The organism is Pseudoalteromonas sp. NZS127_1 (assembly GCF_015864295.1).
Classification (GTDB): Bacteria; Pseudomonadota; Gammaproteobacteria; order Enterobacterales; family Alteromonadaceae; genus Pseudoalteromonas; species Pseudoalteromonas arctica.
In genome coordinates this window covers 26,683-53,245 of record NZ_JADYXO010000003.1, presented here as the reverse complement: position 1 = coordinate 53,245, position 26,563 = coordinate 26,683, and the positions used below count along the sequence as shown (strand labels likewise).

The window sequence follows — 26,563 nt, the reverse complement described above, 5'->3', positions numbered from 1 at the left end:
ATTAAAGCGTTTGCTCTAAAATGCGAACAACTAATTGTTCAAAAGTTGCCCCATTCGCTTTTGCTGCCATTGGCACTAACGACTTTTCAGTCATGCCAGGTACTGTATTTACTTCAAGCAGGTAAAAGTTACCTTGCTCGTCTTGCATCGCATCAACACGGCCCCAACCACTTGCGCCCACTAAATCAAATGCATCTAGCGATATAGCTTGTAAGTACTTAGTATCTTGCTCTGATAAATCTGCAGGGCAATGATACTGCGTTGTATTTGATTGATACTTAGCTTGGTAATCGTAAAAACCATTTGGTGTCGTCATCTCGATGACTGGTTGTACTTCATCGCCAAGCACTGTAACTGTGAATTCACGTCCCGTGATCCACTGCTCTACAAGCACTTGATTATCAAACTTAAATGCATTAGCTAGTGCGTCTTCAAGTTCTTGTGCTGTACTTGCTTGCGCCATACCTATGCTTGAGCCTTCGTGCGATGGCTTAACCATTACCTTTTTAAACTCACCCATAATAGCTGCAGCATCAAAGCCTTTTTTAGCGTCAACTACGGTATAAGGTGCAGTGCTTAAACCCGCTGATTTAAATAAGTGCTTACAACGTACTTTATCCATAGCAAGTGCTGAACCCAGTACATTACTGCCCGTGTAAGGCAGGTTCATAAACTCAAGCGCACCTTGTACAGTTCCGTCTTCGCCACCACGACCATGCAAAGCAATAAAAACGCGCTCTACATTTAATTCTTTTAACTCCCACAAAGAACGACTTTGCGGGTCAAATGCAATTGCATCAATGCCACTATTTTGCAGCGCATTTAAAACAGCCTGACCCGATCGTAAAGACACTTCACGTTCTGCTGAGTTACCACCTAGCAGTACCGCTACTTTACCAAATTGTGTGTTTACCTGAGTCATACTTCACCTTGCTTAAGTTTTTCTATCGACATACCCGTCGCAGCTAATGTTTTAACTAACTGACCTATATTACCAGCGCCTTGGGTTAATACTAAATCATTATTTTGTAAATTTGCGGCCAAAACGCCTGCAAGCTCTGCATTTGTTGCTACATGTAGCGGCTCTTTGCCACGTTGACGAAGGCTACGGCATAAGCTTTTGCTATCTGCGCCAACAATTGGATCTTCACCAGCGCTATACACATCAAGCAATAGCAACTGATCTACATCAGCAAGTACTTTTACAAAATCTTCGTATAAGTCGCGTGTACGAGAAAATCTATGAGGTTGATATACCATTACTAAACGCTTATCAGGCCAACCTTCACGTACTGCTGCAATTGTTGCTGCAACTTCTGAGGGATGATGCCCGTAATCATCAACTAACATCACATTGCCACGCTCGTTTTCAAATTCACCATAGTGTTGAAAACGACGACCAATACCTTCAAACTTCTGCAGCGCTTCTAAAATTGCATGATTCGCAATGTTTTGATCTTTTGCCACAGCAATCGCAGCGGTTGCATTAAGTGCGTTGTGTCTACCTGGCATATTCAACGTGGCAGTTAAACACTCACCTTGTTTGTTAGTTACTGTAAATGTGCATGTATTAGCTGATTGGCTAAAGTCGCTCATGCGGTAATCAGCATCCTTCGATTCACCATACGTGATAACTGGGCGACCAAAACGCGGGATAAGTTCAGCAGCAACTTCAGAATCAATACATACAACAGCTAAACCATAAAACGGCAAGTTATGAATGAAATCTACATATGTGTCTTTCATCTTTTCAAGACTGCCGCCATAAGTATCCATGTGATCTTCTTCAATATTTGTGATCACCGAGACCATTGGCTGTAAGTGTAAAAACGACGCGTCGCTTTCATCAGCTTCGGCAATTAAAAAATCACTTTTACCTACTTTTGCGTTACTACCTGCGCTATTTAGCAAGCCACCAATAATAAAGGTTGGATCAAGCCCTGCTTGTCCATAAATACTCGCAATTAAGCTTGTTGTCGTTGTTTTACCATGCGTACCCGCAATGGCTATACCGTGGCGAAAACGCATTAACTCAGCCAACATTTCTGCGCGGCGAACAACAGGAACTCTTGCGGCTTTGGCTGCAATAATTTCAGGATTTGTTTCATCAATCGCACTTGAAACAACGACTACATTGGCATCTTTCACGTTATTTTCATGATGGCCTATAAATACTTCTGCACCGGCTTTAATTAAACGATCTGTCATAGCGCTATGGGCAATGTCAGAACCTGTAATACGGTAGCCTTCAAAAGCGAGTACTTCAGCAATACCGCCCATACCTGCTCCACCAATACCAATAAAGTGAATGGTTTCTATTCGGCGCATTGCAGGGCGTGTGTGTTTTTCTTGTACTGACGTTTCTTTCACTTATTTTCTCTTATTTGTTACTTGCTCACAGTGCGTTGCTACGCTTGCTGTGGCATCTAAAATGGCTTGTTTTTTTGCATTTGTAGCCATTTCAGTAATTAATGAAGGTTGGGCTAAATACGGGCTTAATAGTTCAACAATTGATTGTTTATTAAACTGCCCTTGTGGCATTAATAATGCGCCATTAGCCATCACTAAATATTGTGCGTTCGCTGTTTGATGGTCGTCCACAGCATGTGGAAACGGAACAAAAACGGCCATTTTACCTGCCGCTGCAATTTCGCTAACAGTTAACGCACCAGCACGGCAAACAACAATGTCGGCCCAGCTATACGCTGCGTCCATATCATCAATAAATTCAGCTATTTTTGCATTACTGCCTGTAAAAGCATGCATTTTATAAGCGGCTTCTACAGTAGTTAAATGACCCTTACCTGTTTGATGCCATACACTTATTGGAGCTGTATTATTTAGTGCTTTAAATGCTTCTGGTAATGTTTGATTAAGCACTTGTGCACCAAGCGAGCCGCCCACTACTAAAATATTAATAGGGCTTGATACATCGCGTTTGGCTATATTCATAACGCTTTGGCGAACTGGGTTACCTACTAGCTCGGCTTGACCCTGTGCAAAAGCACTTGGAAATGCAGCTAATACTCGTGTAGCCACCTTAGCTAGCAGTTTATTGCTCATACCCGCTACAGCGTTTTGCTCGTGAATAACCAGCGGGATACCTAAACTTTTTGCGGCAATTCCCGTTGGCCCCGTAACATAACCGCCCATTGCAAGTACTACATCAGGACGCTGTTCTTTCAATACCTTACGCGCCTGCAATACTGCATTAATTACCATGAATGGGGCTTTAATAAGACGCTTTAATCCGTTACCACGAACACCTTTAACGTTAATAAAATCAATATCTATATTGTGCTTAGGTACAACGCTCGCTTCCATTCGATCTGGTGTGCCGATCCAGCTAACTTGCCAGCCCTGCTGTTTTAAATAATCGGCTACTGCAATACCGGGAAAAATGTGTCCGCCAGTTCCACCAGCCACTACTACTAATTTTTTACTCATCGCTTACCTCCGCGTGAGGTGGCTTGTTTGGTTGCCATTTTGGTTTCAAAATCTACGCGTAATAAAATACCCGTGGCAATCGTCATAATTAATAAGCTTGAGCCGCCATAAGAAATAAACGGCAGGGTTAAACCCTTCGTCGGTAAAATACCCGCACTCGCACCTACATTCACCATGGTTTGAAATGCAAACCAAATACCAATGGCAAATGAAAAGTAGCCTTCGTATTCCTTGCCGCACTTAAGCGCTTGTTGGCCTATTAATAAGGCTCTAAATACTAAAGTAGCTAATACCGTTAAAATACTTACAACGCCTATTAAGCCAAGTTCTTCACCTATAACGGCAAAAATAAAATCGTTATGTGCTTCAGGTAAATATTGTAGCTTTTGTACACTGTTACCTAAGCCTTGGCCAAACCAACCACCCTGGCTATATGCCATTAGCGATTGCACCAACTGATAACCCTTGCCAAAAGGATCATCCCAAGGGTCTAAAAAGCCAACAACACGTGCCATACGATATGGTTCAACAATAATAAGTAATACAACCAGACCAACGCCCGTTAAAATAAGTACAAAAAACTGCCATAACTTAGCACCAGCTAAAAACAATAAACCAACCGTTGTTACAAACATAACAACCACTGTGCCTAAATCTGGCTGCAGCAGAATAAGCAGTGCATACACTGCAAATACAGCAATTGGCTTTGCAAAGCCTTTAATATTTTCTTGTACTTCTTCGCGTTTTCTTACCAAATAACCCGCAATATAACTAAAAAAGTACAACTTAGCGGCCTCAGCCACCTGAAAACCAACAGGTCCAATAGGTATCCATCGTTTAGCGCCGTTTACTTCACGCCCAATAATCAATACCGCTATTAATAGCACCATACCTAGTATTAATAGATAAGGGTTTGATCGTTTCCACCACTCCATTGGCACACAAACGCTTATCCAAAAAAGCACAAACGCCATTGCCAAAAACATGCTGTGGCGAATGGTAATATGGTACGGGTCATCAAATAACCGCTCTGCGGTAGGCATTGATGCGCTGGTCACCATGATAAAACCAACACCAATGAGCATTATTACGCAGTACAATAGCGGTACATCGTATAACTGCGCCGAAGGCTTAGGTGTTAATGCGTCTCTTATATCGGCAAAAGCAATCATAACGCCCCTGCCATTACACACTGAACAAAGTCATCACCGCGTTGCATATAGTTGTTATACATATCAATACTGGCACATGCGGGTGCTAATAAAACAATATTGCCTGTACTACTAAGTACTTTGGCCAAAGTAACGGCTTCTTCCATATTGTTAGTTAAATAACTCTTATTGGTAATCGCAGCTAAGTCACTTGCATCTTTACCAAAACAAATTAATGCTTTTACATGCTGTTCTATGTAAGGTTTAAGCGCATTTAAATCAGCGCCTTTGGCATCGCCACCAGCAATAACAATCAGATTTTCACCGCCACTAGCTAAACTATCTATTGCAGCAATGGTCGCTCCAACATTAGTTGCCTTTGAATCGTTAAAATACTTTACACCGTTAAGCTCAGCTACAAATTGGCAGCGATGAGCCAACCCATTAAATTGACCTAATGCATTTTTATATTGCTCTTTGCTTACTTCAAACGGACTTAAGAGCGCCATTACTGCAAGCGTATTTAAATAATTGTGCTTACCCACTACCGCAAGCGTATCAACAGGTAAAAAGGCATCGCCTTTAACCGTAAAGTGAGTTTCGCCATTATGTTGCGCTAAATGGTAATCACCTTGTTGAGCACCAAAGCTGATTAGGGGGGTAGAACCGCGCTCAACTGGATGTGTTTGCATATCGTCTGCGTTGACAATAATAAGCTCTGCACCGTCATAAATACTTAGCTTTGAGTCTATATAAGCTTGGTAACTGTCGTAGCGATCAAGGTGATCTTCAGACACATTTAATACCGTTGCACTCACAGGTTTTAAACTCGTTGTGGTATCTAGCTGAAAACTCGATAACTCAAGTACATACACGTCAAAATCATCACTGAGCAAATCAAGCACCGCTGTGCCAATATTTCCACCCAAAGCAACTTTATAGCCGGCTTGTTTTAATACTTCATAAGCGAGCGTAACCACGGTTGATTTACCATTAGAGCCCGTTACTGCAACAACCGGTTTTGAATTAATACGTGCAAATAACTCAACGTCGCCAATCACTTCAACACCTGCGTTAATTGCATTTGCAACAGCTGGTATTTTTAAGCTAAGCCCAGGGCTTATAATAATCATATCGCTTGAACAAAACTCTGCGTCATCCAAATTACCAAAGTGAGTATTTAGATTAGGCGCGTGCTCTTTTAACCAATCAATCCCCGGCGGGGTTACTCGGCTATCAATGACCTTTGGTGTGAGGCCATGAGATAATAGAAAACGCACAATGCCCAGACCGGTTACACCGAGTCCGAGCACTGTTATTTGTTTGTTTTTTATCTCGTTTAAATACTGCATTTATCGAATCTTTAAAGTAGCTAAGCCAGCAAGCACTAGCACAACAGAAATAATCCAAAAGCGCACAATAACGCGAGGCTCTGGCCAACCTTTTAATTCATAATGATGATGAATCGGCGCCATTCTAAAAATGCGTTGTCCGCGTAATTTATACGACCCCACTTGTAATATTACCGATAGTGCTTCCATTACAAATACACCGCCCATAATAATAAGCAGTAACTCTTGGCGTACTAAAACAGCAATAATACCTAATGCGCCACCAAGTGCTAATGAGCCAACATCGCCCATAAATACTTGTGCTGGGTAAGTGTTAAACCATAAAAAGCCAAGCCCTGCGCCCACAATGGCAGTACATACAACCACAAGCTCACTCGCCAGCGGTAAATGTGGAATATGTAAGTAAGCCGAAAAGTTAATATTACCTGTTAAGTAAGCAATAATTGCCAATGCCGAAGCCACTAAAATAATTGGCACAATCGCCAAGCCATCTAAACCATCGGTCAGGTTTACCGCGTTTGATGTACCTACTATGGCAAAATACGTAAGCACGATATAAAACAAACCTAATTGCGGTAACACGTCTTTAAAAAATGGAACAACAAGTGATGTTTCAGATGCTTGTGCACTGGTAAAATACAAAGCAGTAGCTACAACTAATGCAATGACTGACTGCCAAAAGTACTTCCACTTAGCAATTAAGCCTTTTGGATCTTTACGAATAACTTTACGGTAATCATCAACAAAGCCAACAATACCTAAAGAGCCAATTACAAACAGTGTTGCCCATACGTATTTATTTGATAAATCGGCCCAAAGTAGCGTGCTGGTAAAAATGGCCGCTAAAATAAGTAAGCCGCCCATAGTCGGCGTACCCGACTTAGACAAATGCGATTGCGGACCATCGTCTCGAACTGTTTGGCCTATTTGCATACGTTGCAAACCACGAATTAACTTAGGTCCTAAATAAAGAGACATAATTAGCGCAGTTAAAATACCTAAAATGGCACGTAGCGTTAAATACGAAAAAACATGAAAACCACTAAAATACTGTGTTAAATACTCTGCCAGCCAAACTAACATTATGATACTCCATTGATGGCTTGTTGCTGGCCATTAACTAAATCGGTTACTAATAATTCCATGCGAGAACTGCGCGATCCTTTCACTACTATTGTTGTTTTAGTATTCACTTTATTAATACTGTCTTGAATTTTTTGCTGCATCTGTTCGCGGCTCGAAAAGTGGCGATTAGGTAGTTCAAACACATCACTTGCGTATTTACTTAACACACCTAATGTAAATAACTCATCAATCCCTTGCTCAAGTGCATACTCGCCAACTTCTTGATGGTACGTACGTGCATCTTCACCTAGCTCACCCATGTCTCCGAGCGCTAAAATGCGGTGACCTTGCATATCACTTAACAAGTCAATCGCAGCCTTTACCGACTTAACATTGGCATTATAGGTATCATCAACCACGGTGAGTAAATCAGACACTTCAATTAAATTAACGCGCCCTTTTACATCACCCATTGTGGCAAGTGCATTGGCTATTTCTTCAAGAGTTACATCAAACTCGCTAGTTAATGCGGCTGCAATAAGCGCGTTCCCAATGTTATGTTTACCAGGCAATGCTAAAGTAACAGGTACTTGCTTGTTTTTAGTGCAAAGCGTAAAGCTTGCACGCGCATTGGCATCAAGCGTGATGTTCTCTGCCCAAATATCTAGTTTTTCAGTTGTAGAAAAACGTTTAACACTTCGCCCTTCAAGCTTATCTAACCAATATTGGCTAAATTCACTATCACAGTTAACAATCGCAACGCCGTTATCTTTAAGGCCATCAAAAATCTCACCTTTAGCTTTTGCGACGCCCATTAAACTACCAAAACCTTCTAAGTGGGCTGCTGCAACATTACATACAACGGCTACATCTGGTTTTGTCATTGCAGTGGTGTAGGCAATTTCACCTAAGTGATTTGCACCCAGTTCAATAACCGCAAAACGATGTTGAGGCTCTAAGCGCAATAACGTAAGTGGGACGCCAATATCATTATTAAAATTACCTTTAGTAGCTAATACATCACCGTGGACCGACAAAATAGCGGCGCACATTTCTTTTACCGTGGTTTTACCCACACTGCCTGTAATAGCAATTGTTTTAGGCGCCACTTGCGCAATAACAGCAGTACCAATTACACCTAGTGCAATACGTGTATCGCTTACTATAAATTGTGGAATATCTACATCAACTTTGTGCTGAACAATAACGCCAATAGCACCTTTTTGTTTAGCCTCAGCTATAAATTTATGCCCATCATAATTTGGCCCTTTCAGTGCTAAAAACACTTCGCCATCGCACACTGTACGAGTATCAGTATTTATATTAAGCACGTGTTGATTATCACCTTGATAATCGGTTGTTAGCACATTAGCTAACCAATCAAAATCCATTGGGATCATTGTGTTATCCCTCTTACTGCTTTTTTTAGTTGTTCTTGTACATATCGGCGATCGCAAAAGTCGATTCGCTTATCGCCTATAATTTGATAATCTTCATGGCCTTTACCTGCAATCAAAATAACCTCATCAGCTGTAGCGTTTTCTATAGCAAAACGAATTGCAGTTGCTCTATCAGCCTCTAAATGTGCATTTTGAGGATGGGTTAAACCGCCAGCTACATCTGCAATAATGTCATCAGGATTTTCTGAGCGAGGATTGTCACTGGTAATAATCACTTTATTCGCATTTTGCTCTGCAGCTTGCGCCATTAATACGCGCTTACCTTTATCTCTGTCACCACCGCAACCAAATACACAACTTACACCGCCTGGCACATGCAGCTGCAATGCTTGTAACGCAAGGGCTAGTGCATCGGGCGTATGGGCGTAATCAACAACACACGTTGGCATACCTGCTTGACTAAATGCTTGCATTCGCCCTGCTACTGGCTGTAATTGCGCACAACCTGCAACTAATTGCTCAAGCGGATAACCAAGCCCTAGTAATGTAGCGAGCGCTGCCGTTAAGTTATATAAGTTGAATTCGCCAAACAGAGGCGATTTAATTGAAATATCACCCCAACTTGTCGATAACTGAGCCGAAATACCTTCACTTGAATATTCAACATCAGAAAAATAAACGTATCGGGCATTCTTAGGAGCTAAGTTTTTGCGACCATAACAAATTAGGTTATTAAAATCATACTTTTCAAGCCATTGCTCAGCTTGAGAATCATCTTGATTAAGCACTACAACTTGCGGTTCAAAATCACGGAAAAGCATTAGTTTCGCATCACCGTAACTTGCCATATCACCATGGTAATCTAAGTGATCACGCGAAATATTAGTAAACACAGCCGCTTTAAACGCGCATTTAGCAACACGTTGCTGCACTAACCCATGAGATGATACTTCCATGGCTACTAGCTTTTTATGCTGCGAATTTAAATCACTCAAAATATGTTGTAAATCAACCGCAGAAGGCGTGGTATTAATCAGTGGAATTAAATTATCAGGGTGGCCGTAACCTAAAGTCCCTATAATGGCCGACTCTGTACTGCAAAATTGCGCTAAGTGGGCAATCATTGCTGTGGTTGTCGATTTACCGTTTGTACCTGTCACACCAATTAAATCAAGAGCCTGACTTGGCTGGCTATAAAAGCGACTTGCTAATTCTGGAAGCTTTTTATCAAGCTCCGAAACTAAATATAGTGGCTCAAAACTTGTTTCAAATTCACATAATCTGTCAGCAATAATAGCTGTTGCGCCATTTTCAATTGCTTTATTAATAAATTGACCGCCATCAAGTGCATGGCCTTTAATAGCAACAAATACATCACCTGGCGTTACTTCACGACTATCAAGGCGTAAATGTTTTACCAGCTGCGAGGGCGCATCTATTTCGATGTATTTTAAAATGTCCTTTAAATCACGCATCGTTGTCCTTACCTTTTACGTACGCAACCTCTTCCTTGTCAGGCGCTACGTTTAATATTCTTAATGCGTTAGAGATGATTTCTGCAAATGCAGGGCCAGCGGTGGCACCTCCATAGTACACATCACCACCTGGTTCATTAATCATAACTACCACGGCTAAACGAGGATTACTTGCCGGCGCTACACCTGCAAAATAACCTACATATTCATCACCATAACCACCTGCTACGGCTTTTTTAGATGTACCTGTTTTACCAGCTGCACGATACCCATCAACTTTTATGTTGCGAGCAGTACCGTCTTTTTCAAATACACTTTCCATCATGTGGACTACGGCTTCTACGTCTTTTTGTTTAAAAATACGTTCGCCTTCAGGTATATTGTCTTGCTTTAAAATAGTCAGTGGTCGGTTAACTCCACCAGCGCCTAACATGGTATAAAAGCGCGCCATTTGCGCAGTACTTACCGAAATCGCATAACCAAATGATAAAGTGGCAATTTCAAAGTCAGACCAACGACGATTTGGATAAAACAAACCGCTGCTTTCGCCTACCATGCCTGTTCCAGTGTCACTGCCAAACCCTACTTTTTGGTATAAGCCAACGAGGTAATCTTTAGGCACTAACTGAGTAACCTTCGCAACTCCCATGTTTGAGGAGTACTTTAGTATTTCACGCAATGTTAGTTCGCCGTGATTACGGGTATCTCTCACTAAACTACCACCTAAACGCATCCACCCTGGATAGGTATCAATTGTGTCATCTGCCTTAATGGCGCCATAGTCTAGCCCAGCCAAAATGGCTAGAGGCTTAACAGTTGAGCCAGGTTCAAACAAATCGGTAATTGCACGATTACGACGTTTATGAGGGGCTGCATCGCTTAAATTATTTGGATTAAATGAAGGACTGTTTACCATTGCCAGTACTTCACCGGTTTTAACATCAACTACCATAGCCGATCCCGATGTGGCTTTATAAGTCAGTACAGCTGATTTTACGGCCTTGTACGCAATGGCTTGAATTCGTTGATCAATACTTAATTCTATACTTTCTGGCTCTACACGTTCACGTTCGTCAAGTACTTCTACCTCACGCCCTTGTGCGTCTTTACGAATGGTACGGCGGCCTTCCTCGCCCGTTAAAGCGTTTTCGTATAGCTTTTCAATACCTTCAATGCCTTTGCCATCGATATTGGTAAAGCCAATTACATGCGCGGTAACTTCACCTGCAGGGTAGTAGCGTTTAGATTCATCTAGTAAATGGATACCAGGGAGGCGTAAATCACCAATATAATTTGCTACAGCAGGAGTAACTTGGCGCTTTAAATACACAAAGCGACGCGAAGGATCGTTTAAAAGTCGAGAATTAATCTTTTTAGGATCAATACGCAGCACATCTGCAAGCTCGCGCCAACGTAAATCGTTTTTATAATAAAGTGCAGTACGCTTATCAAGCTCAACAGTGTTTTCAGTTAAAGATAAGTGATCTTCGCCGCTTTTGCGGGCTTGTTTGATTACTTTAGATACAAGCGATTTATGTAATGCTTTAGGATCAGCATACACACTTACCACAGGCACACTTACCGCTAATTCTTTACCATTGCGGTCAAAAATCATTCCGCGTTGCACATGCAGTTTTTCAACACGTACCGTACGTTTATCACTTTCTGAACGTGCTTTATCAGGTTCTATCACTTGTAAATAAGCAGCGCGAGATACGAGTGTTACAAACACCATAAACACAACTGTACACACCAGCATAAAGCGCCATGTGATTAAATTAGTGACTGGTTTTTTGCCTCTATTTCTCATTGTACTATTATTACCTGCTCATCTTGACTCGTAGGTCGTTTCATTTTTAATTGTGATATAGCAACTTCTTCAATGCGTGCATGTTGCGAATAAAATTCTTCTTCAACAAGTAAGTAGCGCCACTCTAAATCGAGTTCATCACGTTCTTGTAATAATTGATCTTGCTTTATAAGTTGCCCACGAGCTAAATGTGTTGTTTGCACAACAGCTAAACTAGAAGCGAATATCACAACCAACAAGGCCGAGGTTAGCTTGTTAGCACCTAGGCCTTTTAATATTTCAAAGAATAAATTGGGTTGACGATAGCTCGCTTTTTTACTCATCCCAACCTCTGTGCAATCCTAAGTACAGAACTACGAGAACGTGGATTACGTTCTACTTCAACAGTACTTGGCTTAATAGCCTTACCCACTGCTTTTAACGTCAGGTTTTTATTTATTTGTGCATCAGTTAAAGGCAGACCTCTGGGTAACACTTCTCCCCTACTCTGTTTTCTAATAAACTGTTTTACAATACGATCCTCTAGTGAGTGAAACGAAATCACCACTAAACGTCCGCCTGGCTTTAGCACTTTAACTGCAGACTGTAGCGCTGTTTGAATCTCTTCAAGCTCGCTATTGATATAAATACGAATCGCCTGAAAAGTACGTGTTGCAGGGTGCTTAAACTTATCTTTTACAGGTACTGCTTCATCAACAAGGTCAGCAAGTTGCTTGGTTGTTGTGATTGGCGTGTGCTCACGAACTTCGAGTACTTTGTGTGCAATGCGTTTACCAAACTTTTCTTCGCCCAGTTTTTTAATTACGTGGGTAATATCATCTAACTCGGCTTCTGCTAACCACTGTGCAGCACTGCGACCTGTTGTTGGGTCCATACGCATATCAAGTGGCCCATCTTTCATAAAACTAAAACCACGCGCAGCGTCATCCAGTTGTGGCGACGAGACACCAATGTCTAATAAAATGCCATCCACTTTACCAATTAGATCGTTCTGCTCTGCTACTTCGTATAAATTTGAAAAACGAGTATGTGCAATCGCAAAACGTGGATCATCAGCAAATTTTTCGGCTGATTGTATCGCTTGTGGATCTTGGTCAATTGCTTGCAGGCGACCTTCATCACCTAGGCGTGCTAAAATTTGTCCAGAGTGGCCGCCACGTCCAAACGTACCATCCATGTATATACCGTCTGGCTTAATTGCGAGGGCATCGATGGTTTCGTCCATTAATACGGATACGTGTTCAAATTGCGCTGTCATTAGCTATTATTTGCCTTTTTTTGTGCTGTTAGAGTGTAAAATTATCTAAATCTTGGTTAGGTTCAAAATCGCCAAGCCTTTCAAGCTCAGTATCTTGCTGCATTTGCTCGTGCCAACGCGCCTCATCCCAAATTTCAAATTTATTCATCAAACCAACTAGCATGATTTTTTTGCCAAGTGATGCATGAGCCCTCAGTGACGGCGCAAGCAAAATTCGACCATTTTTATCAAGTTGATATTCAGTAGCATTCCCGAGCAACATACGCTGCATTCGACGGGCTCGTGGGTTCATATTGGAGATTTTAGCTAAACGGCTTTCTATTTCTAGCCACTCAGCCAGCGGATACAACCATAAACACGGCTCATTTAATGCGACGGTACAAATAACCGTTCCCTGATCTTCAGACAATAGAGATTCTCGGTACTTAGTCGGTACCGCAAAACGCCCCTTATCATCCAAACTCAGTGAACTCGCGCCACGAAACATAAAAAACCTACTTTAAAATTGTTTTATTCAACTTTTGTTTATTTTTATCCAGAGTGATCCACTAAAAACCACTTTTTACCACAGTGCTCCAGTTTAGGGCTTGACAAGCCATTTTGTCAAGTAAGCTGACCAGCTTTAGTAAGTCCCAAAGCTAGAAAAAATAAGGGCTCAAGCGAAGCGTTTGAATTACGTGGGAAAAAGTGGGATTGTGATGAAAAAAATATCTATTCTGTTTTTTATAACTTTCTGTTTACACGCTTTGCTTACTGAATAACCAATGAATATTTACAACTTTTTAAGCATTTTTACTCCCTTTGTAAAATTTACCTAACCGTGTAGTAATAGTTACTGTTTACTTTAAATTACCAAATATGAAAAGTTACATGCAAACAATAAAAACCAATAAACTCAACAACTTAAAATAAATAACAGTTTTGGTTTAATCATTGCATCATCTAAATCACTATTTAAATTTTTAACTTATTAAGGATTGATTATGGCTACTGCAACAAATACGAAACCAAACACAACTTCAGATGTTAAGCCTGACGTTAAACTAACAAATACTGAATCACCTCTTACAGAGAAAGCAACATCAGCAGCGCACGATGCGGTAGATGCACTTTCTAGCAAAGCAGCAACAGCTGAAAGCAGTGTTCGTAAAGGCGCTTCGAGTTCAGCAGATGCATTAAGCGAAAAACAACTTATTGCACGCGAAAAGTTAAGTGAATGTACAGCTAAAACCCGTGCATTTGCTTCTGAAAATCCATTAGCAACCGCGGGTATTGCTTTTGCTGCGGGTATGCTGATTACATCACTATTTCGTCGTAAGTAATCAGTGATGAATAACCCACAAACAAGCGCAGCCAAGGATGGTGAAGCGCAAAACCAAACAACTGAGCAGCAGAGCCAAAAGGACGATTGGCAAGATCATATTGCAAAGCTTTTAGAGTACTCTAAGCAGCTCAAGGATGATTACCAAACTCAAGGAAAGATCACCCATCAGCTTGCTAAAGCTGAATGGCGGTTATCGCTTAGATCGCTTGCATTGATCACTATATTTTTAGGCTGTTTTGCCAGTGGTTTGGTTTTGTTGTGGGCAGGATTTCTAGGTGCTGTTGGATACGGTGTATACGATCTTTTTGGGTCAGTATGGCTAAGTATTGCAACAGCTACTTTGCTGCAAGTTGCTTGTTTAGCATGGCTTTGGAAAAATACGGTTTACCTAAGCAATAAAATTGGCTTTAGTAAAACACTTAAAAGCTTAAAACAACTGTTTAACTTATAAGGAAATTAATATGTTGGTTAACTACTTAATTAAAGCACCTAATGAAAACGTTGATGCTCTGAGTAAGCAAATGGATACGCGCAGTGAGTTAAAACGCCAACATCATGCAGCGTTTCAATATAGACTAAAGCGTTTTGCCGCAACTAAAGTGGGACTAACAAGTGCCTTTTTAGCCGGCGCAGCTGTACAAGCAGGGAAAGGCGAAACCAGCTTGGTAAGAAAATACGGCTGGCTTGTTAGGCTGTTTGCTTAAACGCTAAACATTTCTACCGTGATCAGATAAGTAATCAACACTTGGGCCATTTGGCACAACTTGTGTTGGATTGATCATTGTATGGCTAAAATAGTAATGACGTTTAATGTGGTAAAAATCAACTGTCTCTGCTACTCCCTTAACCTGATATAGCTCTCTGAGGTATCCGCTCAGTGCAGGATAGCTTTCAATTGTGCGTAAATTACATTTAAAGTGACCAACGTACACACTATCAAACCGAATGAGAGTGGTGAATAATCGCCAATCTGCCTCTGTGAGTTCATTTGTGGCTAAATAACGCTGCTTTCTCAGTATCCCCTCTACTGTATCGAGTGCTTTAAATACATCATTAAATGCCTCTTCATACGCATCCTGAGTTGTTGCGAACCCTGTACGATAAACACCATTATTTATACTTGGATAAATCAACGCGTTTAATTCATCAATTTTTGGTTGCAGCGCCTCAGGGTAGTAGTCATCGTTATTACCTGTTAACTCATTAAACGCACTATTGAACATACGTATAATATCGGCAGACTCATTACTGACAATTTTATTGAGCTTTTTATCCCACAATACGGGAACGGTTACTCGCCCGGAGTACTTTGGATTATTTTTTGTATAAACTTGATGTAAGTAGTTACTATTAAATAAAGCATCACCAGTACTGTGGTTTTGCGTATCAAAAGCCCAACCACTATTAAGCATATCAGGACTAACAACCGACACCGTAATTAAATCTTGTAACCCTTTTAATGCTCTAAATATAAGCGTTCGATGCGCCCAAGGACACGCAAGTGACACATATAAATGATACCTGTTCGCTTGAGCTTTAAAACCGGCCTCGCCCGTTATTCCAGCGCTACCATCAACAGTTATCCAGTGACGTAACTGCGCCGCCTCGCGCTCAAACTTACCATTACTTGAATCAGTGTCGTACCATTTATCTTGCCATTGACCGTTAACTAATAATCCCATAAAACTCTCCTAAAAATACCGTTAAATTTTGCCAAACTCGCCGTTTTGATAATCACGCACTGCTTGCTGTACTTCAGCTTGAGTCGTCATTACAAACGGCCCCATATGAGCAATCGGCTGATTAAGTGGATCGCCAGCTAAAACCAAAACACCAGCGCCGTGCTCAGAGCTAATATTAATGTCACTCCCTGGTTCCAAAATAAGTAACTTACCCGCTGGTATTGTTTGATTGTCGCTCATTATTAGTGAGCCGCTATGAATATAAAGCATTACTTTTTGTTGGCTAATAGGTTCTAAATTCATGCTTTTACCAGCAGGTAATGTAATATCAGCAAGCGCCGCATTGGCAGCTAAACTCTGCAGAGCGCTTGTAAGCGTTTCACTTTCAAACTGCCACGATCCCGCCAGTGCTTTTAACGTCACACCTTGTGTGTTAGTAAAACTCGGAGCTGGATTCTTTGTAGTATCTTGATAACGTGAATCACGCATTTTTTCTGCACTTGGCATGTTTATCCAAATTTGAAAGCCATGCAAACCGTCAACAGCATCAGCGAGTGGCATTTCACTGTGCATGACGCCGCGCCCTGTACTCATCCATTGCACATCACCTGCTTTAATTGCTTCTCTGTTACCCATTTGGTCACGATGTTCAAAGCCACCTTTTAGAATATAAGTAAACGTTTCAATACCTCGGTGCGGATGCTCAGGAAAGCCTCCCATATAATCTTTTTTGTCGTCTGACTTAAGTTCATCAATCATTAAAAAGGGATCTAAATATTTACCATCAAACCCAGGTATACGGCTAATACTCACACCATCGCCATCTTGAGTTGCATAAGCTGTAAGTATTTTTGATATTTTCATTTATTAATTCACTCTAAAGAATAAGTTTATGGGGTTATTAAATCATCCATTAAACAAAACAACTATGTCTTTAAATCGACCTTAACATTCCAAAAAATAGAACTATAATGATTCATTGGTTACATTTTCAACCTTATAATTACTATGGTTATTTGGAGTGAATTTGGCTACAATTGTTATTGCAAAATACAAAACTAAGGAATGGTTATTTTTACTTATTCTCTCAAACATCAGCTTTATCGTTTACTTATATTGCTAAGTATTCCGGGCACCGCTGTAATTATTTTTACACTGCTGCTTGAACGCGATCACTCTATTGAGCAAAGTGAAAAAAAAGTAGAAAATATTGCTAAGCAATTAATTTTACAGCAAAAGTACTTAGTCGATGATATTGACCGTTTAGCGCGTTATTTGGCTAAAGAGGAAAGTAAGAAAGAAAATTTAGCAACGACCTGCCCTAATTATTTTAATCAATTTAGATCTATTTACGCACATGTTGCCAATATCGGGATTATAGATCCAAATGGCATTGTTATATGTACAACAAGCGGGTTAGCCAAAACAATTAATATTGCCGATCGGGCGTATTTCCAAAACGCCTTAAAAAGTAACCAATTGTCGGTAGGTTATTTTCAGCACGACCGAAGTCTGCAAAAAAACACCCTTAATTTTGCGTTACCTATTATTAATAAAAAAAATGTAATTCAGGGCGTTGTAGTTATCGTTGTTGCGCTTGACTGGTGGAACAATGCTTTTAATGACATTGAACTTCCGCCAGGCTCTATTGCTGCAATTGCTGATTCTAACGGAAAAATTTTAGCGCGTTATCCACCTACAGCGGCCACGCTTGGCGATAATATTGCACAGACTTTATTAGCAACTGATTCTTCGATTAATAATGAGGCATCAACAAAAATAAAATCTATTGAAGGTGAAGCCCGAATGCTTCACCACTCTGTTATTTACAGCGATCCGAGTAATAACAGCTTAAATATACATATCGCACTTCCTGTTACGCATGCTTTAAAGCAAATAAATAATAATTTTTTTATAGCGATTGGTGTGTTTATTTTATCGCTGCTGATACTGTGTTTAATTGCACGTAAACTACTTAAAACCAGCATTATTGACCCAATTAATAATCTAACAAATGCAACAAACGTATTGGCTAAGGGCGAGATGCCCTCACAAAAAATACAACCCAATAATCCAGAGCTAAATACTCTCTATCAGCGTTTTAAATCAATGGCGCAAACTCGGTTAACAGCTGAAGCTAATTTAAAAAACAAGCATGATGAGCTTACTAGCTTGCTTAATACTCTGCCCGATAGTTACGTTAGAATTAACATCCATGGCGATATTCTCAACATAACAGGACAGTTTAAGCCTCAAGTAAATCCTAACAGCACTGTAGTACCTCATTTATCATCAATACTTTCACACAGCAATGTTCAGCTTTTGTTATCGCAGTTATCTAAACTTGATGTTTCGAGTAATTTAGAATTCACACTCGAAAAATCAGATCCTAAACGCAGCTTTGAAGCACGTATTAGCGCAATGCAAAGTAAAAATGAATACGTTGTTGTACTACGAGATATAACACAACGAAAAGTAAATGAAGAAGCACTCCACCTTGCCTCACTAGTGTATAACAACAGTAGTGAAGGCATGGCAATCACCGATCCAACGGGTATCATATTTGATGTAAATCCTGCATTTTGCAAAACGACTTTATATAGTAAAGAAGAAGTAATTGGCCGGTCCTCTTCAATTCTTTCATCAGGAAAACATGATAAGAATTTTTACAATAAAATGTGGTCTGAATTACAGCAAACAGGCCGCTGGCAAGGCGAGGTTATTAACCGTAAAAAAAACGGGCAGCTTTATTCTGAGTGGCTCACAATCGATACTATTTATGATACAAACAACGCACCTATTCGTCGTATCGCGATATTCACAGACCTCACAGAAAAAAAACAAGCTGATGAAACCATTTGGCGACAAGCTCATTTTGATCACCTAACTGACTTACCAAATCGTTTAGAATTAAAGGAGCGATTAAATCAACGATTTTCAAATGTTGTTACTCCAGATAATCAATTGGTTGTCATGCTTTTAGATATTGATCACTTTAAAGATATTAATGACACATTAGGCCATCACTATGGCGATAACTTATTAAAACTCGTATCTCAGCGTATAGTCCAGTCGGCAAAAAATGCTGAGTTTGTGGCACGAATTGGGGGAGATGAGTTTGTTATTGTATTTAGTCACATTAAAAGTACGCGCCATATTAATCAAATTGCGAGTAATATTTTACTTAGTCTATCGTCAGCTTTGCATCTTGAAAACGAAGAGTTATTTATTAGTGCAAGCATAGGCATTGCTTGCGCTCCTAATGATGGTGAAAATACTGAACAGCTTTTAAAGGCAGCCGATCAGGCTATGTATAAAGCAAAAAGTAATGGTCGTAACTGTTTTGAGTTTTTCTCTGCTGACATGCGCGAATATGCACACGCGCGCATGGTGCTATTAAAAGACTTACGAAGTGCCATAGAACTTGAACAGTTTGAGTTATTTTATCAGCCCATAGTTGCTTTAAATGATTTACATATTCATAAAGCTGAAGCGCTTATTCGTTGGCAACATCCCGAAAAAGGCCTAATTAGCCCTATCGCATTTATCCCACTTGCTGAAGAAACCAGGCAAATAAATGCAATTGGTCAATTTGTATTTGCCCAAGCTTTGCAAACACTTAACGATATAAAAACACTAACCGATGATACTTTTCAAATAAGTGTAAACGTATCGCCAGTGCAATTATCCACGCCAGAGAGTGGCATAGATGAATGGTACGATATGCTAAAAGCAGCAAAGCTGCCTGCTTCGTCAATTGTCGCAGAAATAACTGAAGGCTTAATGGTTAACCCTGAAGCACTTACGCAAAGACGCCTAAAAGAAATAGTAAAATCAGGTATGCAGCTTGCTCTTGATGATTTTGGTACCGGGTATTCGTCGCTCGCTTACTTACAAGAAATGGACACCGACTATTTAAAAATAGATAAACGTTTTGTTGATAATATTCAAGTAGGCAGCCAAGAACTTGCATTGTGTGAAGCCATCATTGTTATGGCGCATCAGTTGGGCTTAAAAGTAATCGCCGAAGGAATTGAAACTAAATTACAAATGCAGCTACTACTTGAAGCAGGATGCGATTACGGTCAAGGTTATTTATTTTCAAGACCTTTAAATAAAAGCAGTTTTATGGCACTTCTAGCTGATAAAAAAGTAGCTTTATTAAAATAAATAGACAAAAAATCACTGTTACGCAATAAATAATGCGTCTGCGCGGTCAAGTTAAGCAATCAGATATAAAGTAGTAACAGGATTTAAAAATGGCAAAAGCAACATTAGAGCAATGGCGAATGTTTAAAGCGGTAGTGGATCATGGCGGGTTTGCAGGCGCAAGCGCAGCTGTACATAAAAGTCAGTCAACCGTACACCATGCTGTGCAAAAACTTGAAGCCGCCTTGCAAATTAAGTTGCTTGAAGTAAAAGGCCGTAAAGCATTTTTAACCGATAGCGGTAAGCTGATTTTACGCAGAGCCGAGTTTTTAATTGAGGAAGCGACTAAAATAGAATCGGTAGCAAGTACACTAAGCGAAGGCGTGGAAAGCACATTAAAAATAGCTGTTGATGAGGTTTTTCCACACGCTATTTTATATCAAGCACTTGCTAAAACGAGTGAGCTTTACCCTCTTTTAAAAATTGATTTAGTAGAAAGCGTGCTAACAGGTGCAAACGAATTACTACATAACTCAGTGGTTGATTTAGCTATTTCATCAATTCCTATCTATGGAATTAGTTGCAGTACGTTATGCGATATAGAGTTTATAGCGGTTGCGCATAAAGACCATGTATTACAACAACATACTGAACAACTCAACTTTCGTGATTTAAAGCTACATAGACAAATAGTAGTTCGCGATTCAGCAACCCACACCAGTCACAATGAAGGCTGGTTAGGTGCAGATATGCGCTGGACAGTAAGCCACTTACGTAACTCTATTGATATGGTTAGCCAAAATTTAGGTTACGCTTGGCTGCCAAAAACACAAATTGCACATTTAATTGAAGATAAAACCCTCATTGCACTTAATTTAGACCAAGGTACAACCCGCACTCTTAATTTATATTTAATGTGCAACGACAACGACAGGCTTGGTCCTGCAGCACAAGAGTTTAAAGAGCAAATTACTGCACTTACTAATTTAGCTAATTAATAGCTATTCATTTTTTACATCGAGGTGATCTGCTACATAGGCGCCTCGCTGCCCACGCTCTTTAGCCGGCCCTACAGTGCTATCTTTACCTGTTTGCTGCTCAGTAGCTGCATTAATAACAGCACCTAATGTGATTATATAAGCGCTGATATACAACCACATCAGCATAATCACTACACCACCTAGTGAGCCATACGTTTCGTTGTAACTAGAAAAACGCGACACATAAAATGAAAAACCTATAGATGCTAAAATCCACAGCACGGTAGCAATAGACGACCCCATTGTGATCCAACGCCATTTAGCAGGTTTACGATGTGGGGCATAACGATATAAAAGTACCAATGCAAAATTAAAGGTAAAAGCCAATAATGGCCAAGAAATGAGTTTAATTAATAAATCTATACTTTCTTTTAGTCCCACTAAATTAAGTACAATAGGTAAAATACCAATAATTAATAGCGCAAAAATTGCGACTACAATCGCTCCTACCGAAAATAAAAAGCGCACTAGTTGAGCCTGAAAAAATGAGCGTTTTTCATATTCACGATAACTAATATTACATGCAGTAATAAGTGCTTGGCTGCCCTTTGAACTACTCCAAATAGTAAGTATGAGCGTACCAATTGCACTTAAGCTCAAGCTTGCACTTGATGTTTTAGCAAGGCTAGAAACCTGAGATAAAATCAGTTCACTGGTGCTTGGTGGAAGCAAAGTAACTATTTTACTTAAGTGCTCACTTATATCTGTTGGGGATGAAAAGTACGCATACACTGATACCATCGCCGCAATGGCTGGAAAAATAGCAAGTAACGCATAAAATGCCACACCGGCTGCCACTATAGATAAGTTATCTTCACTCATTTGCTTAAAAATACGTTTAACAATATCCCACCAACCTATAAAAGGGATATGTGCAGGCTGCTCTGCTTGCTGTCCTCGTTTAGCTTCTTTCATTCTAAACCTCAATATTTGTATTACGTTACTACAGCAAAATATTTGCCAAGTTATAAGCGTTTGGTACCAAACTTGCTAATATTTATCTATAAGTGACTCTAACACGGAAGATAAGCCATGCTCGGTACCCTAAAAAGCAGTGTAGCGCTAAATAATACAACACCAATAACTGACGTGATCAAAGTTGATACACTTTCGTGGAATTTCTTTTATGAGCAAGGCGTGCAATTACTTCACGTAACAGCGCAAATATTACCCACTATTTTACTCGGCATAATGCTTTTAGTACTCAGTTACTTAATTTCAGGACCACTTTCTAGATTACTAATCAAACCCATTGACTATATGACTGACAGCAAGCTTGTTCACCTAGTTATAAGGCGCAGCATAAGCACCCTAATAATTTTATTTGGGGTATATTTATTTTTACGTTTAGCAGGGCTTACTCAGTTTGCCGTTGCTATTATGAGTGGGACTGGGTTGATAGGTTTAATACTCGGCTTTGCTTTTAGAGACATAGCAGAGAACTTTATTGCCAGTTTATTACTGAGCGTACAAAGACCTTTTAAAATTGACGATGTAATTGAAGTGGATGGCCGATTAGGTATTGTTAAAAAAGTAACAGCAAGAGCAACCACACTTGTTGATTACGATGGCAATCATATTCAAATACCTAATGCGACTGTATATAAAAATACCATTAAAAACCTGACTGCCAATCCAAAAATGCGCGGCAAAGTAGAAATTGGTATTGGCTACGATAACGATATACGCAGCGCACAAACCCTCGCCCTAGATATTGCCAATCAACAAAATGCAGTACTTAGCGACCCACCCGCGCAGGTTTTAATAAAAAACTTAGGCTCATCTACTATTAACTTCGTTTTGTATTTTTGGGTTAATAGCGAGCAGCACAGCCCATTAAAAGTAGGCTCACAACTTATGCGCGAATTAGTAAATGAGTTCACTAAACAAAAAATCAGCATGCCTGATGACGCACGAGAGAGAATTATACTCACCGACACTAATGAAAATGCTTCTAGCTTAGAGGAAAAACAACCATCGCAAATACAAAGCGAAAAAAGTGAAACTGTTGAGCAAACTAAAACGCTTGATGATGTAAGTAGTGATACCGACGAAATACGTGAACAAGCAGAGCAATCTCGCGATCCAGAACAAGGGAAAAATATTATTTAATAACGCTTAAATTGTATTAACTAAAATTTAAACGCAAAAAAGCCCGCAGCGTTAACTGCGGGCTTTTTATTGAATGAGTGAGTCAGCCGTATAAGCCGGGTTTTGTCCTTTCCGAAGAAAGTGATAATCATTCGTCTAGGCCATAAATCGCTCTATGGCTCAAGCAACCTACCCGGTTCCAACGTGGGCCACGCCATAAGGAACCCTATTTGGTCTTGCTCCGAGTGGAGTTTACCTTGCAACCGACTATTACTAGCGGCCCGGTGCGCTCTTACCGCACCCTTTCACCCTTACCAATCCGAAGATTGGCGGTCTCCTCTCTGCTGCACTTGTCGTGGGCTCACGCCCCCCAGCCGTTAGCTGGCACTCTGCCCTATGGAGCCCGGACTTTCCTCCCCCTGATCATTTTCGTCACAGGCAGCGATCATCTTGGCTGACTCGGCGCGCAGTATACATGAGGCTAATACCAAGCGCAGTAAAATTTACTCTTTTTCTTCAATAATTGTTTTGTATAAAGCGTTTTTCTTCATTCCAAAGTATTCAGCAACAACGCCACAGGCTTTTTTCATTGGCATTTCGCTTTCAAGAAGTGCCAGCATTTTGCGCGCTTCAGGCGGAACATCATCTATTTGCTTTGGTTTGCCCGGAAGCATAAGCACTATTTCGCCGCGCTGCTTGGTAGGATCATCAGTTAAAAACTGTTTAAGCTCGCTTACGCTACCGTTAAAAAATGTTTCAAACGTTTTAGTTAGCTCTTTAGCAAATACAACTTGTTGCTCATCGCCAAGGGCTAGCGCTAAATCATCAAGGCTTGCCATAATACGGTGCGTACTTTCGTACATTATACTAGTAATGCCCGAGTTAACTGCTTCGGTAAAAAAGTCTTGGCGAGCTTTACTTTTAGCGGGCGTAAAACCAATAAACTGAAAGCGGTCGGTTGGCAAGCCTGAACAACATACGGCTGTAATTGCAGCACATGCACCGGGTACGGGTGTAACATTAGCGCCTTGTTCGCGGCATAAGTTTACAACGGCATAACCTGGGTCACTAATAAGCGGTGTACCAGCGTCGGATACTAAAGCAATATTTAAACCTTGATTTAGTTGATCGATAATTTGCTGTGCTTTTTGCTTTTCGTTGTGGTCATGTAATGCAAACGTTTTTGCCTTAATACCAAAGTGGCTAAGTAGCTTGCCAGTATGGCGAGTGTCTTCAGCAGCTATTAAGTCAACCTGCGATAATGTCGCGATGGCACGGTGACTTAAGTCGTCATAATTGCCAATTGGGGTGGCAACAATGTAAAGAGTGCCAATTTTCTGTGAATTCTCCTCATTTAACATTGAGGTCTCCTGCGTCAGTCAGTAATATAAGCAAATCGCGTTAACGTATTGGGAAATCATTTGTGCGACTTAAACTAGTTAGTCTATTAATTATATTGTCAGGGTTATCGGCGTGTAGCACAACCGAAAAACCAACTAAAAACAGCGATAACGTAAGTAACCGCACTAATGCACTGCAAAATCAGGCAACCAGTGCGCAATCTATCTATCAATTGGCGCAAAACCGCCAAGGTGCCGATAAAATACAATTACTGTATAGCGCACGTGATGCTGCAATTAGTGAGCAAAACTGGCCTTTATTAGAGACAATTGGAAATGAGCTTGAATTAACCGCAAGTGTTGATCAAATTCAAAACCGTCTTTATATTGCATTTGCACAAAAACAACAAAATAAAAATGACCAAGCCTTAGTGATTTTACAATCGCTAGACGGACAACTTACTCAACCTGAGCATTTTGCATGGCACCAGTTTTTAACTGCCACTATTTACGCATCACAAAATTTTCCTAAAAAAGCAGCACCCTACTTTTTTAGAGCCTCTGAAACAGCAGCAAAAAACAACATAGAAATCCCTCAGCTTAATCAAAGTTTATGGGATAACTTAAAACAGCTCTCTTCTTATGCGCTTGAGCGCTTTAACCGTGGCTCGGTTATTCAGCAAGGCTGGACTAACCTAGCGTTATACCATCAAGTATATGCAGGTAGCGGTGTAGAGTTAGATCAAGCAATCAATAATTGGCGAAGACGCTATATTGGGCACCCCGCTTTTAGTGTTTTACCTAAACAAGATGAAATGCTTACTGAATTTGCGCCTCTGAATATAGAGCGCTTAGTTGTATTGTTCCCGCAGTCAGGACCTAACGAACGTTTAGGTGATGCGCTTAAAGCCGGTGTATTGGCTGCGCTTGATACGCAAAATATCAACGACACTATTTTTATTGATGAAAACTTAAGTACAGAAGAAATTGCAGCACAACTTGAAGAAATAAAGCCTGATTTTGTAATTGGCCCTCTACTTAAAGCAAATATAGATAAACTAGCTAATGCGCAAACGTTTATCGATACGCCAGTACTACATTTAAACACCTTTGATGGTGAACGCATTTCGCTTCAGCATTATTACTTTGCACTAAATCCTGAACACGAAGTAGAACAAGCCCTAGAGCACTTTTTAGCAATGGGTTACCAAAAGCCGATGCTACTTGCACCTAATAACGCTAACGGGCAACGTCTTGTTGATTACTTTAACTTGCAGTGGCAACGCTATAGCGAAACTAAGCCGCAAATAGGTTTTTATAACGATAAAAAAGATATGCCAAACACGATTACAAGCTTGCTGGAAGTAGATAAATCAAAAGATCGCATAAAAACGGTTAAGGCATTATTTAGACAAGAAGTAGAAAATGAAACGCGCTCACGCAGTGATATTGATGTTATTTATATTTTAGGTGATGCAATAGAAACACGCTTAATTAAACCTTATCTTGATGTAAACGTAAGTACATTTGCAGATCGCATTCCACTTTACGCCAGCTCTAAAAGCCACAGTAAACAAATTGACAGTACTGACAAAGGCGACTTAGACGGCCTATACTTCACTGAATTGCCGTGGATGCTCGATTCGCAAATTAAACAGCATAATTTACGCCAGCAATATGATTCGTTATGGCCAGAACAAGTAGATATTAGCCAACGCTTATTTGCTATGGCATACGATGCAGTCTCTATATTACTTGATATTAGGCAGTTAAGCGTAATGCCAGGTAATCAATACAGTGGTTTAAGCGGAAAATTATCAGTTAATACAAGCGGTCATATAGAGCGTATGCTTGACTGGGCTCAATACACAAATCGCCGTATTGAACCCGTGCAATTAAAAACACAGCGTCCTGTGCCATTGTTTATGCAATCAGCAAGTGAGATGCAAACTATAAATTAAACTTAATTAAGTTGAGGG

Annotated in this window: 23 protein-coding genes and 1 other RNA gene; 7 read left to right on the top strand and 17 right to left on the bottom strand. The window is 40.3% G+C overall.

Annotated features, from left to right (window positions below; genetic code table 11):
• Position 1 precedes the first annotated feature (1 nt).
• The 12 genes from I6F50_RS04620 to mraZ are packed head-to-tail and all read right to left on the bottom strand — an operon-like array spanning position 2 to position 13,445.
• Positions 2-922, bottom strand: a complete 921-nt coding sequence (locus I6F50_RS04620; protein WP_024592944.1) for a D-alanine--D-alanine ligase — start codon at positions 920-922, stop codon at positions 2-4.
• Positions 919-2,370, bottom strand: a complete 1,452-nt coding sequence (murC, locus tag I6F50_RS04615; protein ID WP_002957994.1) for a UDP-N-acetylmuramate--L-alanine ligase — start codon at positions 2,368-2,370, stop codon at positions 919-921. The genes I6F50_RS04620 and murC overlap by 4 nt, the downstream gene beginning before the upstream one ends.
• Positions 2,371-3,447, bottom strand: a complete 1,077-nt coding sequence (gene murG, locus I6F50_RS04610) for an undecaprenyldiphospho-muramoylpentapeptide beta-N-acetylglucosaminyltransferase (RefSeq protein ID WP_197139796.1) — start codon at positions 3,445-3,447, stop codon at positions 2,371-2,373.
• Complete coding sequence (ftsW, locus tag I6F50_RS04605) at positions 3,444-4,619, bottom strand: cell division protein FtsW (RefSeq protein ID WP_007582927.1); 1,176 nt, start codon at positions 4,617-4,619, stop codon at positions 3,444-3,446. The genes murG and ftsW overlap by 4 nt, the downstream gene beginning before the upstream one ends.
• The gene (gene murD, locus I6F50_RS04600; protein WP_197175389.1) at positions 4,616-5,950 is read right to left on the bottom strand and encodes a UDP-N-acetylmuramoyl-L-alanine--D-glutamate ligase; all 1,335 of its coding nucleotides are present in this window, start codon (positions 5,948-5,950) and stop codon (positions 4,616-4,618) included. Before murD ends, ftsW begins: the two co-directional genes overlap by 4 nt.
• Positions 5,951-7,033, bottom strand: coding sequence for a phospho-N-acetylmuramoyl-pentapeptide-transferase (mraY, locus tag I6F50_RS04595; protein ID WP_007582922.1), 1,083 nt, complete (start codon positions 7,031-7,033; stop codon positions 5,951-5,953).
• Positions 7,033-8,415, bottom strand: a complete 1,383-nt coding sequence (gene murF, locus I6F50_RS04590; RefSeq protein ID WP_197175387.1) for a UDP-N-acetylmuramoyl-tripeptide--D-alanyl-D-alanine ligase — start codon at positions 8,413-8,415, stop codon at positions 7,033-7,035. The genes mraY and murF overlap by 1 nt, the downstream gene beginning before the upstream one ends.
• On the bottom strand, positions 8,412-9,890 hold the full coding sequence (gene murE, locus I6F50_RS04585; RefSeq protein ID WP_197175385.1) for a UDP-N-acetylmuramoyl-L-alanyl-D-glutamate--2,6-diaminopimelate ligase: 1,479 nt from the start codon (positions 9,888-9,890) through the stop codon (positions 8,412-8,414). Before murE ends, murF begins: the two co-directional genes overlap by 4 nt.
• Complete coding sequence (locus I6F50_RS04580; RefSeq protein WP_197175384.1) at positions 9,883-11,700, bottom strand: penicillin-binding transpeptidase domain-containing protein; 1,818 nt, start codon at positions 11,698-11,700, stop codon at positions 9,883-9,885. The genes murE and I6F50_RS04580 overlap by 8 nt, the downstream gene beginning before the upstream one ends.
• Positions 11,697-12,023 carry a cell division protein FtsL gene (ftsL, locus tag I6F50_RS04575; RefSeq protein WP_007582915.1) on the bottom strand — a complete coding sequence of 109 codons (327 nt, stop codon included), beginning with the start codon at positions 12,021-12,023 and terminating at the stop codon, positions 11,697-11,699. The genes I6F50_RS04580 and ftsL overlap by 4 nt, the downstream gene beginning before the upstream one ends.
• Positions 12,020-12,958: a 16S rRNA (cytosine(1402)-N(4))-methyltransferase RsmH gene (gene rsmH / locus I6F50_RS04570; RefSeq protein ID WP_008167099.1), complete on the bottom strand. Its 939-nt coding sequence runs from the start codon at positions 12,956-12,958 to the stop codon at positions 12,020-12,022. The genes ftsL and rsmH overlap by 4 nt, the downstream gene beginning before the upstream one ends.
• Before the next feature lie 28 nt (positions 12,959-12,986).
• Positions 12,987-13,445, bottom strand: coding sequence for a division/cell wall cluster transcriptional repressor MraZ (gene mraZ / locus I6F50_RS04565; protein ID WP_007582904.1), 459 nt, complete (start codon positions 13,443-13,445; stop codon positions 12,987-12,989).
• Between the two features lie 496 nt (positions 13,446-13,941).
• Between mraZ and I6F50_RS04560 the strand changes: the two genes are divergently transcribed.
• Genes I6F50_RS04560 through I6F50_RS04550 form a run of 3 tightly spaced genes read left to right on the top strand, consistent with a single transcriptional unit; the run spans position 13,942 to position 14,986 of the window.
• Entirely contained in the window at positions 13,942-14,280 is a 339-nt protein-coding gene (locus I6F50_RS04560) for a hypothetical protein (RefSeq protein WP_007582901.1), read from the top strand.
• Positions 14,281-14,286: 6 nt separating this feature from the next.
• Complete coding sequence (locus I6F50_RS04555; protein WP_024590208.1) at positions 14,287-14,733, top strand: hypothetical protein; 447 nt, start codon at positions 14,287-14,289, stop codon at positions 14,731-14,733.
• A gap of 10 nt (positions 14,734-14,743) precedes the next feature.
• Positions 14,744-14,986 carry a hypothetical protein gene (locus I6F50_RS04550; RefSeq protein ID WP_007582895.1) on the top strand — a complete coding sequence of 81 codons (243 nt, stop codon included), beginning with the start codon at positions 14,744-14,746 and terminating at the stop codon, positions 14,984-14,986.
• 3 nt (positions 14,987-14,989) lie between these two features.
• Here the strand turns inward: I6F50_RS04550 and I6F50_RS04545 are convergent, their stop codons facing one another.
• Positions 14,990-15,964, bottom strand: a complete 975-nt coding sequence (locus tag I6F50_RS04545) for a glutathione S-transferase family protein (protein WP_165740981.1) — start codon at positions 15,962-15,964, stop codon at positions 14,990-14,992.
• A gap of 21 nt (positions 15,965-15,985) precedes the next feature.
• Positions 15,986-16,828, bottom strand: a complete 843-nt coding sequence (locus I6F50_RS04540; protein ID WP_165727684.1) for a pirin family protein — start codon at positions 16,826-16,828, stop codon at positions 15,986-15,988.
• A gap of 201 nt (positions 16,829-17,029) precedes the next feature.
• Here I6F50_RS04540 and I6F50_RS04535 point away from each other — a divergent pair, with 201 nt between their 5' ends.
• Together I6F50_RS04535 and I6F50_RS04530 are read left to right on the top strand one after the other, a co-directional pair.
• Positions 17,030-20,134 (top strand): EAL domain-containing protein, encoded by a 3,105-nt coding sequence (locus I6F50_RS04535; protein WP_165740980.1) that lies wholly within the window; start codon positions 17,030-17,032, stop codon positions 20,132-20,134.
• A gap of 89 nt (positions 20,135-20,223) precedes the next feature.
• Positions 20,224-21,111, top strand: coding sequence for a LysR family transcriptional regulator (locus I6F50_RS04530; protein ID WP_165740979.1), 888 nt, complete (start codon positions 20,224-20,226; stop codon positions 21,109-21,111).
• A 3-nt stretch (positions 21,112-21,114) separates the two neighbouring features.
• Here the strand turns inward: I6F50_RS04530 and I6F50_RS04525 are convergent, their stop codons facing one another.
• A complete protein-coding gene (locus I6F50_RS04525) occupies positions 21,115-22,068 on the bottom strand; it encodes a YihY/virulence factor BrkB family protein (protein ID WP_007582878.1) in 954 nt (317 codons plus the stop codon).
• Positions 22,069-22,185: 117 nt separating this feature from the next.
• Between I6F50_RS04525 and I6F50_RS04520 the strand changes: the two genes are divergently transcribed.
• Positions 22,186-23,265 carry a mechanosensitive ion channel family protein gene (locus tag I6F50_RS04520; RefSeq protein WP_165740978.1) on the top strand — a complete coding sequence of 360 codons (1,080 nt, stop codon included), beginning with the start codon at positions 22,186-22,188 and terminating at the stop codon, positions 23,263-23,265.
• A gap of 75 nt (positions 23,266-23,340) precedes the next feature.
• Here I6F50_RS04520 and rnpB read toward each other — a convergent pair.
• Positions 23,341-23,705, bottom strand: an RNA gene (gene rnpB / locus I6F50_RS04515) — RNase P RNA component class A.
• Positions 23,706-23,747: 42 nt separating this feature from the next.
• Positions 23,748-24,605, bottom strand: a complete 858-nt coding sequence (gene rsmI, locus I6F50_RS04510; protein WP_166419362.1) for a 16S rRNA (cytidine(1402)-2'-O)-methyltransferase — start codon at positions 24,603-24,605, stop codon at positions 23,748-23,750.
• Positions 24,606-24,667: 62 nt separating this feature from the next.
• Between rsmI and I6F50_RS04505 the strand changes: the two genes are divergently transcribed.
• Positions 24,668-26,545: a penicillin-binding protein activator gene (locus I6F50_RS04505; protein ID WP_197175383.1), complete on the top strand. Its 1,878-nt coding sequence runs from the start codon at positions 24,668-24,670 to the stop codon at positions 26,543-26,545.
• Positions 26,546-26,563 lie beyond the last annotated feature (18 nt).

Bases quoted from the DNA above. Each gene is read 5' to 3' on its own strand.
- I6F50_RS04620 (WP_024592944.1), bottom strand. From the start codon at position 922: ATGACTCAGGTAAACACACAATTTGGTAAAGTAGCGGTACTGCTAGGT.
- murG (WP_197139796.1), bottom strand. From the start codon at position 3,447: ATGAGTAAAAAATTAGTAGTAGTGGCTGGTGGAACTGGCGGACACATT.
- ftsW (WP_007582927.1), bottom strand. From the start codon at position 4,619: ATGATTGCTTTTGCCGATATAAGAGACGCATTAACACCTAAGCCTTCG.
- murD (WP_197175389.1), bottom strand. From the start codon at position 5,950: ATGCAGTATTTAAACGAGATAAAAAACAAACAAATAACAGTGCTCGGA.
- mraY (WP_007582922.1), bottom strand. From the start codon at position 7,033: ATGTTAGTTTGGCTGGCAGAGTATTTAACACAGTATTTTAGTGGTTTT.
- murF (WP_197175387.1), bottom strand. From the start codon at position 8,415: ATGATCCCAATGGATTTTGATTGGTTAGCTAATGTGCTAACAACCGAT.
- murE (WP_197175385.1), bottom strand. From the start codon at position 9,890: ATGCGTGATTTAAAGGACATTTTAAAATACATCGAAATAGATGCGCCC.
- I6F50_RS04580 (WP_197175384.1), bottom strand. From the start codon at position 11,700: ATGAGAAATAGAGGCAAAAAACCAGTCACTAATTTAATCACATGGCGC.
- ftsL (WP_007582915.1), bottom strand. From the start codon at position 12,023: ATGAGTAAAAAAGCGAGCTATCGTCAACCCAATTTATTCTTTGAAATA.
- rsmH (WP_008167099.1), bottom strand. From the start codon at position 12,958: ATGACAGCGCAATTTGAACACGTATCCGTATTAATGGACGAAACCATC.
- mraZ (WP_007582904.1), bottom strand. From the start codon at position 13,445: ATGTTTCGTGGCGCGAGTTCACTGAGTTTGGATGATAAGGGGCGTTTT.
- I6F50_RS04560 (WP_007582901.1), top strand. From the start codon at position 13,942: ATGGCTACTGCAACAAATACGAAACCAAACACAACTTCAGATGTTAAG.
- I6F50_RS04555 (WP_024590208.1), top strand. From the start codon at position 14,287: ATGAATAACCCACAAACAAGCGCAGCCAAGGATGGTGAAGCGCAAAAC.
- I6F50_RS04550 (WP_007582895.1), top strand. From the start codon at position 14,744: ATGTTGGTTAACTACTTAATTAAAGCACCTAATGAAAACGTTGATGCT.
- I6F50_RS04545 (WP_165740981.1), bottom strand. From the start codon at position 15,964: ATGGGATTATTAGTTAACGGTCAATGGCAAGATAAATGGTACGACACT.
- I6F50_RS04540 (WP_165727684.1), bottom strand. From the start codon at position 16,828: ATGAAAATATCAAAAATACTTACAGCTTATGCAACTCAAGATGGCGAT.
- I6F50_RS04535 (WP_165740980.1), top strand. From the start codon at position 17,030: ATGGTTATTTTTACTTATTCTCTCAAACATCAGCTTTATCGTTTACTT.
- I6F50_RS04530 (WP_165740979.1), top strand. From the start codon at position 20,224: ATGGCAAAAGCAACATTAGAGCAATGGCGAATGTTTAAAGCGGTAGTG.
- I6F50_RS04525 (WP_007582878.1), bottom strand. From the start codon at position 22,068: ATGAAAGAAGCTAAACGAGGACAGCAAGCAGAGCAGCCTGCACATATC.
- I6F50_RS04520 (WP_165740978.1), top strand. From the start codon at position 22,186: ATGCTCGGTACCCTAAAAAGCAGTGTAGCGCTAAATAATACAACACCA.
- rsmI (WP_166419362.1), bottom strand. From the start codon at position 24,605: ATGTTAAATGAGGAGAATTCACAGAAAATTGGCACTCTTTACATTGTT.